This is a genomic window from Streptomyces sp. NBC_01622, assembly GCF_045209635.1.
GTDB lineage: Bacteria > Actinomycetota > Actinomycetes > Streptomycetales > Streptomycetaceae > Streptomyces.
The window spans coordinates 3,381,169-3,393,252 of sequence record NZ_CP109293.1 but is presented as its reverse complement, the minus strand read 5'-3'; the positions used below and the strand labels follow the sequence as shown (position 1 = coordinate 3,393,252).

Below are 12,084 nucleotides of genomic sequence, written 5' to 3'. Positions count from 1 at the left end.
ACCCCGAACCGGCGGGACATCCGGACACACATGTATGTGGGGACTCTGTCCTTCGATCTGCTCCTCGGCGACGTCCACTCGCTGAAGGAGAAACGCTCTCTCGTCCGTCCGATCGTGGCCGAACTCCAGCGCAGGTACGCGGTGAGCGCGGCCGAGACGGGCAGTCAGGACCTTCACCGCAGGGCCGAGATCGGGCTCGCGGTGGTCTCCGGGGACACGGGACACCTCACCGACGTACTGGACCGCTGCGAGCGACTCGTCGCCGGGCGGCCCGAGGTGGAACTGCTCTCGGTTCGACGCAGGCTCCACAGCGACGAAGACTGAAGCAAGCAGACGTAGTTACTAAGGAGACGGACCAGTGGCCGACAACGCGCGTGCCAAGAGGCTGGCGGACCTCATCCGAGAGGTGGTGGCCCAGAAGCTGCAGCGCGGGATCAAGGACCCGCGGCTCGGCTCGCACGTCACCATCACGGACACCCGGGTCACCGGGGACCTGAGGGAGGCGACCGTCTTCTACACCGTGTACGGGGACGACGAGGAGCGCGCGGCAGCCGCCGCCGGGCTGGAGAGCGCCAAGGGCGTGCTCCGCTCGGCCGTGGGTGCCGCGGCCGGCGTGAAGTTCACGCCGACCCTCACCTTCGTCGCGGACGCCCTGCCGGACACCGCCAAGACCATCGAGGACCTCCTCGACAAGGCACGGCAGTCCGACCAGAAGGTGCGGGAGGTCTCGGCGGGCGCCGCCTACGCGGGCGACGCGGACCCGTACAAGAAGCCGGACGACGACGAGGACGACGCCGCCGAATGACGCAGAAAACCCAGACGCCCGACGGCCTTGTCATCGTCGACAAGCCGTCGGGCTTCACCTCGCACGACGTGGTCGCCAAGATGCGCGGCATCGCCCGCACCCGCCGCGTCGGGCACGCCGGCACCCTCGACCCCATGGCGACGGGCGTGCTCGTCCTCGGTGTCGAGAAGGCGACAAAGCTCCTCGGCCATCTCGCGCTGACGGAGAAGGAGTACCTGGGCACGATCCGCCTGGGCCAGAACACCCTGACCGACGACGCCGAGGGCGAGATCACGGAGTCGGTCGACGCCTCGAAGGTCACCCGGGAGGCCGTCGACGCCGGGATCGCCAAGCTCAGCGGCGAGATCATGCAGGTCCCGTCCAAGGTCAGCGCCATCAAGATCAACGGCGTGCGCTCGTACAAACGGGCCCGCGACGGCGAGGACTTCGAGATCCCCGCCCGCCCCGTCACCATCTCCTCCTTCGCGGTCTACGACGTCCGGAACGCCGTCGCCGAGGACGGCACCCCCGTCCTGGACCTGGTGGTCTCCGTGGTCTGCTCCTCCGGCACCTACATCCGGGCGCTCGCCCGCGACCTGGGCGCGGACCTGGGCGTGGGCGGCCACCTGACCGCCCTGCGCCGCACCCGCGTCGGCCCGTACAAGCTGGACTCGGCCAGGACCCTGGACCAGCTCCAGCAGGAGCTGACCGTGATGCCGATCGCCGAGGCCGCAGAGGCCGCGTTCCCGCGCTGGTCGGTGGACGACCGGCGGGCGAAGCTGCTGCTCAACGGAGTCCGCCTGGACATCCCCGAGGAGTACGCGGGCGTCGGCGCGGTTGGCGTCTTCGACCCCGAGGGCCGCTTCCTGGCGCTCGTGGAGGCACAGAAGGGCAAGGCCAAGAGCCTCGCGGTCTTCGCCTGAGCGATACCCCCGGAGACCTCTCCGGGGGCTCGACTCCCCCCCCCGTGGAGCGGCGGTCACGGGGTCCACGTTCCCGCCGCTCCACGGTCCCCCCTCGGTTCCCCCACCCCTAGGGTGTATCCAACCCTCCGCGTCTATTCACCCACCTGGGCAGGCGCTCGGAGTGAACCGAGGGAGCGGAAGGGGGCGCGTTCACCACGCGATCTGTCCCGCTGATCACGCCACGCCTACCGTCGAACACAGGGCAGGGGTACAGCGGGGAGGTTCGACCATGGTGGGACGGGGCCCGCGGGCGGGCGGCGGCCGTCACATGCAGGAGGAGCGCGCCACCGCGGCCGACGCGCAGGCGCCGAATGACGCGCAGCTGCCGGGTGACGAGGCTCTGGTGCGGATCCGCGATCTGGCCGGACGCCCGCGCGGCACCGGATTCGTCGCCGACCACCACGGCACGGTGATCACCAGCCACGAGGCCGTCGACGGACTGCCCCGGCTCGTCCTGCACGCCGCCGGCGACCGCAGCTGCCTGGTGACCGCCGACGCGGTGACCCCGCTGCCCGCCCTCGACCTGGCCCTCGTCCGCACCGAGGGACTCGGCGTCGACCCGCTCCCCGTCACCGTCCGGGACCGGATCGAGACCGGCACCTACGTACGGATCGCCGCGGGCTGCTGGCGCGAGGCCCGCGTCCTGGGCGCGACCTCCGTCACGTACACGGCCACCGACCGCTTCCATCTCCTGGACGACGCACTGGAGTTGGCGATCGGCACGTCCGGCCGGGACGCGCTGCGGCTGGGCGGCGGAGCGGCCGGCGGACCGGTCCTCGACACGGTGACCGGCGCGGTGATCGGCGTCCTGGGCACGGCGCTGCAGTCCGGGCAGCAGGACACGGGCTTCGCGGTACCCCTGCGTGCGCCCGACGGCCCACTGGCCGAACTCCTCGCCCGCAACGCGGCGACCGTGCCCGCGTACGGCGCCGACCTCAATCTGGCAGGTGTGCTGGAACTGACGGCCACCTCGGTGGGCTCGGACGGCCCGCCGGGTACGCTCGCGGGCTTCGTCGGCCCCGGCCACGGCCTCGACGGCCCGTCCATGCTCCGGCCGGTCGAACGCCCTTCGCTGGCAAGGGAGTTCGCCCGCTTCACCATGGGTCCGGCCGCCGTGCTCGGCCTCGTCGGACCCCCGGGCAGCGGCCGTACGACGGAACTCGCGGCGTTCGCCGCCCGGCGCGGCGGCGGTGCGGAACCGGCACCCACGCTGTGGCTGCGCGGCGCCGATCTGCACGACGGCGACGCGTCGGTGGCGGACGCGGTACGGCGGACGGTGGAGCGGGCGTCCCGCATCCTGGCCGCGTCCGTGGCTCTGCCCGGCGGCCTCGGCGACGTCGGCCCGGAGAGGCTGGCGCGGGTCGCGGACGACGCCGGCCGGCCTCTGCTGCTGCTCCTCGACGGGCCCGAGGAGATGCCGTCCGTGCTGGCCCACCGGCTGGACGAGTGGACCCGGGGGACGGGGGAGTGGCTGCGGGGGAGCGGGGCGCGGTTGGTGGTGGGGTGCAGGGCGGAGTACTGGGAAGGGGCCGGGTTTCCAAGGGAGTTGCTGTACTCCGGGGACACCTCGGAGAGTTGCGTGCGCCTGGGTGACCTGCGGGACGACGAAGCCCGCCGGGCCCGCGCGGCCTACGGCGTTCCGGAGGACGTCCTCGCCGACCCCGACGCCCGTCACCCCCTCACCCTCAGCCTCCTCTCCGAGGTGCTCGCCGCGCTGCCCGCCGCCCCCGCCGCCCCACTCCACCGCGACGACGTGTTCTCGGCCTACCTCGACCTCATGTGCCTCCGCATCGCCGTCCGCCTCGCCGCCGAGAACGGCCTGCGCGGCACCGCCGTACGACGGCTCGCCGCCAAGGTGTCCGGGCAGGTGCACGAAGCGGCGCGGCGCAGTCTCGGGCCGGGGCAGGGGGAGTTGGGCCGGGAGGCGTTCGAGGCGGTGTTCCCGTGGGGCCCCGCACCGGCGCGGCTCGGCGGCGGCACCGGGTGGGCGTCCGCCGTCCTCACCGAGGGCCTGCTCGTGCCGGCCGGTACCGGATACCGCTTCGCCCACGAGGAGTTGGCCGACTGGATCCAGGGCACGCACCTCGACCTCGACGAGGCGCTGCACGCTCTCGTGCACCGCCCCCGCACCCAGCGGGCCGCGTATCTCCTCCCCGTCCCGCACCACCGCATCGGCCCCGTCGTACAGGCCCTGCTGCTCCTCGCCCGCGAGCACGGCACCGGTCAACTCGCGCTACGGCTGAAGGAGTTGGCGCAGGCACTGGACGCCGACCCGCACTCCTGGTGGGCCGCGCGGCTGCTCGCCGAGGTACTGGCACGGGTGCCCGACGCGATGCCGTACAGCGGAGTACTGCGGCTGCTCGTCGACCAGTTGCTGGCGCGACGGCAGCAACAGGACGACGTACCAACGGAGTTCGGGCCGGGCTTCTGGACCTTGCTGGCGCTGCCGGAGGCCGAGCGGTTCGAGCTGCTGCGGCGGCTGGTGCTCGCGGACGGTGCTCCGCAGGACGGCGGCGGGCCCCGATTCCTGGACACCGCCGCCGAGTTGCTCGCCGCCGACCCCGGCACCGTACAGCCGCTGCTGACCCGCTGGTTCGACGACGAGCGGCCGTTGCCCGCGACCCCGCACGCGACCGTGGCGACGGCCGCGCAGGCCCTGCTGCACACGCACCGGCGGCGGGCGCTGGACGATCTCACCGAGGTGCTGGTCGGCTGTGCGCACGGGCGGGCCGACGAACTCCTCGCCGTACTCGCCGAGGAGGAGCCGTCGGCCTTGTGCCGGGCGGTGGACCGATGGGCGCACGACGAGCGGCCGGGCCGGCGGGTGGCGGCGGTGGCGTACGGGCTGCGCGCCGCCCCGCACGTACGGACCGAGGCCGACCGTGAACTCCTGTGCTACGCCGCCCAGTTCCTGCTGGCCCGCCCGGCCGACCGCTCCCTGCACGGCGGGGCGCTCGCCCTCCTCGTCCGCGATCCGTACACCCGCGCCCGCCATCTCCCGCAGGCGCTGCGGCACTTCGCGTCCGGCGACCCGCAGTTCCCGCCGAGCGCGCTGGCCGCCGCCCTGACCACCCACCCCGAACCGGTCCTGGAGGCCTTCCGGACCCGTCTGCACGGACCGCACGCGAGCGAGGCGGTGCGGACCCTCGCCGATGTCACGGACCCGGCCCTCGTGCGCCGGGCCACCGCCCTGGTCCGCGAGACCGTCGTACGGTGGCCGGAGACGGCCGCCCACCTCGGGGTCTACGTCGACCGGTGCCTCGACCACGGCCCCACCGCACGGGCCGTCCTCCTCCCTCTGGTCACCGGCCTCCTGGACGGTGGCCCGGAACCGGTGCGGACGGCCCTCGCCGGCGTGCTCGCCGCTTCGGGCACCCCCGCCTCCCGCCCGCTGCGCCGCGAACTCCTGGAGTTCCTGCTCGCGCACGAGCACGACCCCGCCGTACTGGACGCCCTGCTGCACGCGGCGGCCCGGCGCGACGACGACGAACTCCGCGACCTCGTCCACCGGACCGGCCGGCTGCTCGTCCGCACCCCCGCCGGAGCGACCCGCTTCGACCGCGGACTCGTCGACCTCGGCCGCCATGTGCCCGGCTTCGCCGCCCTGATGGCCCGCTGGCTGGCGGACACCCCGGAGGACTGGGCCGCGGTGGTCGGACCCAGCGCACGGCGCATGATCGAGAACCTGGCGGGGGTGGGGGTTCCCGCGTAGGCCGCGCATCTCGTGTTCCGTACGTGCGACCGGTCACAGCCTCCATGCCGATGCGGGTCGCAGGTTCCCGGCATGGCACCCTTAGACCTGCGTAAGAGGTCAATGACACAGGTCTACATACGGACACGGGTTCGATGAGGAGCGGTCACAGTGCAGCGCTGGCGTGGCTTGGAGGACATCCCTGAGGACTGGGGGCGCAGTGTCGTCACCATCGGTTCTTATGACGGGGTCCACCGCGGGCACCAGCTGATCATCCGGCATGCCGTGGAACGCGCCCGTGAGCTGGGTGTTCCCTCGGTCGTCGTCACCTTCGACCCGCACCCCAGCGAGGTCGTGCGCCCCGGCAGCCACCCCCCGCTGCTCGCCCCGCACCACCGCCGTGCCGAACTGATGGCCGAGCTGGGCGTCGACGCGGCGCTGATCCTGCCGTTCACCAAAGAGTTCTCCAAGCTGTCCCCGGCCGACTTCGTGGTCAAGGTCCTGGTGGACAAGCTGCACGCGAAAGCGGTCGTCGAGGGCCCCAACTTCCGCTTCGGCCACAAGGCCGCGGGCAATGTGGCCTTCCTGATCGAGCAGGGCAGGACATACGACTTCGAGGTAGAGGTGGTGGATCTTTACGTGAGCGGTGCGGCGGGCGGCGGCGAGCCCTTCTCCTCCACACTGACCAGGCGGCTGGTCGCCGAGGGCGATGTCGAGGGCGCCCGCGAGATTCTCGGCCGCCCGCACCGGGTCGAGGGTGTCGTGGTGCGCGGCGCACAGCGCGGTCGCGAAATGGGCTTCCCGACGGCCAACGTCGAGACCCTGCCCCACACAGCCATCCCGGCGGACGGCGTCTACGCCGGATACCTCCATGTCGAGGGCGAGGCCATGCCGGCCGCGATCTCCGTCGGCACGAACCCGCAGTTCGACGGCACCGAGCGCACGGTGGAGGCGTACGCCATCGACCGCGTCGGCCTCGACCTCTACGGCCTGCATGTCGCCGTCGACTTCCTCGCCTTCGTGCGCGGCCAGGCGAAGTTCGACTCGTTGGAGGGTCTGCTGGAGCAGATCGCGCAGGACGTGAAGCGCTGCCGGGAACTGATCTCGGCGGACACGGACTCCGGCGACGCCGAGTAGCTGTTCTCGTTTCTACGACGCCGAAGGGCGGCCGGTGCTTTTGGGCACCGGCCGCCCTTCGTGTTCGGCGGTGGGTTACTGCTGCGGGGGTGCGGACGGCGGGGGCGGGGTGCCCTCCGGCGGCTGGGCGTAGCCCGGGTGCTGAGGGTAGGGCTGCTGGCCGTACAACTGCTGGCCAGGCTGCGGCGGCGGTTGGTGCTGCGGCTGCTGCGGCTGCTGCGGGGGGTACGGGCCGGGCGCGGGCTGGCCCGGGTACGGCTGCTGTTGCGCCGGATAACCCTGCTGGCCGGGGTAGCCCTGCGCTCCCGGGTAACCCTGCTGGCCCGGCATCGGCGGGGCCAGCACCGGCGGGGGGTTGCCGTCGCTCGTCCACAGGCCGTGCATCTGCTGATGGCGGACGAAGTCCTCCGCGACCAGGGCCGCGAGGTTGAAGTACGACTCCCGGACCTTCGGCCGCATCATGTCGAGGTCGACCTCCGCACCGGCGGCGAGATGCTCGTCGAACGGCACGACCACGACACCCCGGCAGCGTGTCTCGAAGTGGCTGACGATGTCCTCCACCTTGATCGTCTTGCCGGTCTCGCGCACCCCCGAGATGACGGTGAGCGAGCGTGAGACGAGGTCCGCGTACCCGTGCGCCGACAGCCAGTCCAGCGTCGTACTCGCGCTGCTGGCACCGTCCACGGACGGGGTCGAGATGATGATGAGCTGGTCGGCGAGGTCCAGCACACCGCGCATGGCGCTGTAGAGGAGACCCGTACCGGAGTCGGTGAGGATGATCGGGTACTGCTTGCCCAGCACGTCGATCGCGCGCCGGTAGTCCTCGTCGTTGAAGGTCGTCGAGACGGCCGGGTCGACGTCGTTGGCGATGATCTCCAGACCGGAGGGCGCCTGGGACGTGAACCGGCGGATGTCCATGTACGAGTTGAGGTACGGGATCGCCTGGACCAGGTCGCGGATGGTGGCTCCGGTCTCGCGGCGCACCCGGCGGCCGAGCGTGCCGGCGTCCGGGTTGGCGTCGATCGCGAGGATCTTGTCCTGGCGTTCGGTGGCGAGGGTGGAGCCGAGCGCGGTGGTGGTCGTGGTCTTGCCGACACCGCCCTTGAGGCTGATGACCGCGATCCGGTAGCAGGACAGCACGGGCGTGCGGATCAGCTCCAACTTCCGCTGCCGCTCGGCCTCTTCCTTCTTGCCGCCCAGCTTGAACCGTGAGGGCGAGGCACCGGGCCGGCCGCTCTTCGCCTTCTGCTTCTTGTTGTTGAGCAGCCGGTCCGACGACAGCTCCACGGCCGCGGTGTAACCCAGCGGCGCGGCACCGGGGTTCACCGGCTGCCGCTGGTCGTGCTGCATGGGCTGCGGCCAGGCGGCACCGGTGCGGGGATCGACCGGGGGCGCGGAGGGAGCCTGGGGGTGGGACTGCGGCGGCAGCGGTTGCGGCTGCGCCTGCGGTTGTTGGGGTGCCTGCGGGGGCGGACCGGGGTGCCGTGGGTCGCCGGCCTGCTGTGGGATCTGGGGTGCGTGCGGCGGCTGCGCCGCGTCGGACCAGGACTCAGGGGCGAAGCCGGGGCGGGGTGCGTCTTGGGCGGGCGCGGGGGCGTGGGGGAAGCCGTAGCCGTCCTGCTGAGCGGGAGGCGGGGGGAAGCCGTAGCCGCCCTGCTGGTCCGGCGGGGTGGGGGCGGGCCCGGAGTGCGGGGCGCCTTGCTGGTTCTGCGGTGCGGGGGGCGGTACCTGGGGGGTGCCCGGCCGGCCGTGTTGTGCCGGTGGCGGGAAGCCGTAGCTGCCCTGCTGGTTCTGCTGGGCCGGGGGCTGGGGGAAGCCGTAGCCACCTTGTTCGTTCGGAGTCGGCGGCGCGGGCGGAGGGGGTGGCTGGGGGAAGCCGTAACCGCTCTGCGGCGGGGCCGGGGGCGTGGGTGCCGGGCCCTGTGGAGCGGGGGCGGTCCATGCGGCCGGTGCGGGCTGGGGGGTCTGGGGTGCCTGCGGCTGCTGGAAGGCGGGCTGCTGCTGGGGTGGCGACGGCGGCTGAGGCGGCGCGGGGTTCACGGCCGGGGGCTGCTGAGCCTGAGCCTGGGGCTGGGGTTGCGGCTGTGTGGGCCACTGGTCGGCCGGGGCCGGGGCGGCGGGTTGGTAGGAGGGTGGCAGGGGCGGGACCCCGCTCTGCGGGGCCGGTGGGCGAGACCAGGCGGCCGGAAGGGGCGGTATGTCGCCGGTGGCACCGGTGGCCGGGGTGGCAGCGGGCTGCGGGGCGTCGGCCTCGGGTGTGGAGGCCGGGGTGTCGGTGTCGCTCGGTTCGGCCGCGGGGGCGGTGGCGGGGGGTGTATCGGCGTCCGCGGCGGGCGCAGCGATCGCGGAGGCGTCGTCGGCGCTCTCGTCCTCGGCCTGAGCCTCGGCCTCAGCCGAGTCCACGCTCTCCGACTCGGCGACCGCGCCGTCCTCGTCCTGTGTGCTCACCTCGGCGGCGTCATCGTTCTCCGGGGTCTCCGTCAGCTCACCGTCGGCCGGAAGCACCCCACCGGGCACCTCGCCTTCGGAACCCTCGGAACCCTCGGAACCCTCGAACTCCCCTTCCCCGGAGCCCGATTCCGCACCACTGGCATCCCGTACAGAACCCTCGGCCGGAGCCGGAACCGGAGTCACCAGGGCCTCCGCGTCGGTCTGTCCCGGCGCGGGGCTCGTCACCCCACCCCGTTCCGTGATCTCCCGCTTCAGCGCGGCGGCCGAGATCCGCATGGTCGCGCCGCTCACGAGGTCGCCGTTCTCGGAGTCGTCCTCGTCCTCGTCGGAGACCAGGGCCGAGGCTGTCCAGGCGGACGGGAAGCCGGGGTTGTTCGGCAGCGCCGGTGTCGAGAACGGGAGGCCGCCCGGCGACGGCGGCGGGGGCGGTGTGGCCGTACCGTTCGCCGGAGTCTGCGCCGGAGGCGGGGTGGGCGCCGTAGGCGGTGTGGGCGTCGGCGGGGCCTGTGCGGGCGCGCCCGGCGAGTTCTGGGTGTACCAGGCCGGCGGGGCGTAGTCGATCGTGAACTCGCCCGTCATCTCGATGGCGGACTCGTCATCGGGCTGGTCATCGCCGGGCGTGGCCCAGCCCCCGCGGATCCCGTCCCGATCGCTGCTCACAATTCCTCCTGGTGTGGTCGAGCACCCTCATGCCGTGCTGGGGCGACCGTTCTTGACATCCGAACGTCCGATGCGCCGGGTCGTCCCCCTGAGCCCCTGGTCCTGGGCGACGCACCACCCGCTCGCGGATACTCGTGACGTGCCCTGTCCCAGCCTAATCACCAAAACCGTGGACTCGGCAGGCCCGCCCACCCCTTCGTGCGCACCCACACGACCGAGACCGGCGATAGCGGACCAAATCCCCCTGGAAATCGACCAAACCCGACAGCTCGGGCACTTCAATCCGCCGGATCCACCCCACCGGCGGTCCGTCGGTCCGCCGTCAGTCCATGCGGCGGGCCACGCCCAGCAGTCCCACCTCGGCGTCCGTCGGCTGGGTCATCACATACTGCCGGTCCCGCTCCGTGCACCACATCGTGACGCCTTCGGGCAGCGTCGGCAGTGACTCCAGGTCCGGGCGCGGCAGACCGATCACGCGCCCGATCTCGGCCGCCTCGTCCGGCGACACCCGCTGCACACCCACCAGCCCCGCCTGCCGCATCAACCGGGGTGCGACCGGGCTGAGATACGGCAACAGGGTCAGTACCGACTGCCAGGGCGCCGACGTCACCCGCCCGCGCGGGGGCCGCATCCCGCAGTCCCGCACCACCAGCACGGGCGTACCGGCGGACGCGCCCTGCGGGGGGACGCGGCCGACGTCGTACACCGCGAGGCCGTTCTGTCCGCCGCCCATCGCGTGCACCATCTGCATCCAGGCCTGCGGCCGTCCTGTCTCGACGGCGACGCGCGCCCCGGTGGCCGCCGCGCGCAGCGCCAGCACCTGGGCCGTCCACAGGCCGCTGATGAGCAGGATGTCGTACGGCGTCGGGCGGTTGACCCCGAGTACGGCCGGCCGGCCTTCGGGGTCGATGCCGACCACCACGCCGTCGTCCCCGATGGGCAGCGACAGCGCCTCCACCTGGTCGACGGGCAGGGAGTGGCGCGGATGGCGAGGGCCGAGCAGGCCGAAGCCGCTGCGCAGTCGCGAGGCGATACCGGTGGCCGCGGGCTCTGTGGTCGTCATGGTCATCAGCGGGCACCTCCGAGGGGCAACGTGGCGAGGACGCCGGGGAGTTGTTCGCGGTCGAGGCGGGCCAGGCCGGTGCGCGCCTGCCGGGCCGCCTGCTCCAACTCGCGCCGGGCGTCGGTCAGTTCCTGGTTGCTGCGGCCGGTGATCCGCAGGTGTCCGGTGAGGGCCACGTCCTGCTGCTCACCGCGGGCCAGGGTCAGACTGAAGGTCGTCGCCAGCGCGGGCACCGCCGTCAGCCGGGCCACGAGCTGTGCCAACGAGGTGCCGGACTCGCCCAGTTGGGGCCAGCGGCGCACCCAGTAGGTGGTGTGCCGGCGGTTGTCGCAGCGCCAACTGCGGCTGGACTCCTCGGTCCGCCGCTGCGGTGCCTCGCTCCGCCCGGCCTGCGCGGTCACCATCGGGTTGGCGCACGCGGAGGTGGCGATCGCGGCCGTCAGCTCCTCCTCCGTGAGCACGTTGGCCCGCAGACCCGCGCCGGACAGCCGGCTCGACAGATGCTCCGCCGACCGCACCAGGCACTTCTGCGCCCCGACCAGTCCGCCGCCGCGCGCGGCCACCGCCTCGGGGCACAGCTCGGGGTCGAGCTTCAGCGCGATCCAGGTGATACGGACGGAGGGGGAGCCGGTCTGGGCCTGCAGCGGCGCGTAGTTGCTCACCACGACCGACTGCTGCGGCAGATGCAGCGCGGGCGCGGGCTGGGTGTGCACCACGATCTGCGCCGATTCGAGGCGGATTCCGTCGACTTCGAGGGTGTCCCGGACCAGCCCCACGGGCAGCGGTCTGCGCCCGCGCTCGGCACGCAACGCGCCCGCGTCGGACTCCACTTGGAGCACCGCGGTGAGGAAGTCGCCGTCGCCGATCATCCCGACCGGCCGCTGGTCGCGGTCGTCACCGCGGTGGTAGCTGTACGTCCGCAGGCTCGGGTCGCACTCCACGGCGGGCGCGAGACCGGCGTCCGTCCCCGGCGGCACCGGGGTGTTGGCGGCTCGCCGCACCCGGGACCGCAGTGCCAGCAGCGTGCCCAGCCACTCCGGCAGGGAGCGGCCCCGGCGTCGTACGACAGCGAGGACCACGAGGAGGGCGGCGACCACGAGCGCGGGCACGAGTGCGACCGGGCCGACGAGCCAGCCGGAGACCACGAGCGCCGCCGCGACCTCCAGCAGCACCAGCCGCTGGGTCGTGAACGAACCCCCGCGCCCCGAACGCGACTTCAGATGAGGCGTGAAGGAACCGCGGTACGGACCCGAAACGCCCGCGTGATCCGAGGCGGCTGCCGATTGCGATCGCGACCGGTTCCGCGTTGCGGAAGCCATCACTCCAAAACCCC

The 12,084-nt window shown here is 72.9% G+C and carries 8 protein-coding genes; 5 read left to right on the top strand and 3 right to left on the bottom strand.

Annotated elements, in window-relative coordinates; all coding sequences use genetic code 11:
• The first annotated feature begins 30 nt into the window (after positions 1-30).
• From OH768_RS15010 to OH768_RS14990, 5 genes are all read left to right on the top strand, one after another.
• Positions 31-324 (top strand): DUF503 domain-containing protein, encoded by a 294-nt coding sequence (locus OH768_RS15010; protein WP_406453856.1) that lies wholly within the window; start codon positions 31-33, stop codon positions 322-324.
• Between the two features lie 34 nt (positions 325-358).
• Positions 359-805: a 30S ribosome-binding factor RbfA gene (gene rbfA / locus OH768_RS15005; protein WP_359609158.1), complete on the top strand. Its 447-nt coding sequence runs from the start codon at positions 359-361 to the stop codon at positions 803-805.
• Positions 802-1,707, top strand: a complete 906-nt coding sequence (truB, locus tag OH768_RS15000; protein ID WP_406453854.1) for a tRNA pseudouridine(55) synthase TruB — start codon at positions 802-804, stop codon at positions 1,705-1,707. Before rbfA ends, truB begins: the two co-directional genes overlap by 4 nt.
• A 271-nt stretch (positions 1,708-1,978) precedes the next feature.
• Entirely contained in the window at positions 1,979-5,461 is a 3,483-nt protein-coding gene (locus tag OH768_RS14995; protein WP_406453852.1) for a trypsin-like peptidase domain-containing protein, read from the top strand.
• Between the two features lie 150 nt (positions 5,462-5,611).
• Positions 5,612-6,577, top strand: a complete 966-nt coding sequence (locus tag OH768_RS14990) for a bifunctional riboflavin kinase/FAD synthetase (RefSeq protein ID WP_406453850.1) — start codon at positions 5,612-5,614, stop codon at positions 6,575-6,577.
• Positions 6,578-6,652: 75 nt separating this feature from the next.
• Here the strand turns inward: OH768_RS14990 and OH768_RS14985 are convergent, their stop codons facing one another.
• The 3 genes from OH768_RS14985 to eccE all read right to left on the bottom strand — a co-directional run bounded on the left by OH768_RS14985 (position 6,653) and on the right by eccE (position 12,070).
• On the bottom strand, positions 6,653-9,688 hold the full coding sequence (locus tag OH768_RS14985) for an SCO5717 family growth-regulating ATPase (protein WP_406453848.1): 3,036 nt from the start codon (positions 9,686-9,688) through the stop codon (positions 6,653-6,655).
• A 322-nt stretch (positions 9,689-10,010) separates the two neighbouring features.
• Complete coding sequence (locus OH768_RS14980) at positions 10,011-10,757, bottom strand: hypothetical protein (RefSeq protein WP_406453846.1); 747 nt, start codon at positions 10,755-10,757, stop codon at positions 10,011-10,013.
• Positions 10,757-12,070 (bottom strand): type VII secretion protein EccE, encoded by a 1,314-nt coding sequence (gene eccE, locus OH768_RS14975; protein WP_406453844.1) that lies wholly within the window; start codon positions 12,068-12,070, stop codon positions 10,757-10,759. The genes OH768_RS14980 and eccE overlap by 1 nt, the downstream gene beginning before the upstream one ends.
• Positions 12,071-12,084 lie beyond the last annotated feature (14 nt).

Excerpts from the sequence above, each read along its gene's own strand:
- OH768_RS15010 (WP_406453856.1), top strand. The coding sequence starts at position 31 with ATGTATGTGGGGACTCTGTCCTTCGATCTGCTCCTCGGCGACGTCCAC.
- OH768_RS14995 (WP_406453852.1), top strand. The coding sequence starts at position 1,979 with ATGGTGGGACGGGGCCCGCGGGCGGGCGGCGGCCGTCACATGCAGGAG.
- truB (WP_406453854.1), top strand. The coding sequence starts at position 802 with ATGACGCAGAAAACCCAGACGCCCGACGGCCTTGTCATCGTCGACAAG.
- eccE (WP_406453844.1), bottom strand. The coding sequence starts at position 12,070 with ATGGCTTCCGCAACGCGGAACCGGTCGCGATCGCAATCGGCAGCCGCC.
- OH768_RS14980 (WP_406453846.1), bottom strand. The coding sequence starts at position 10,757 with ATGACCATGACGACCACAGAGCCCGCGGCCACCGGTATCGCCTCGCGA.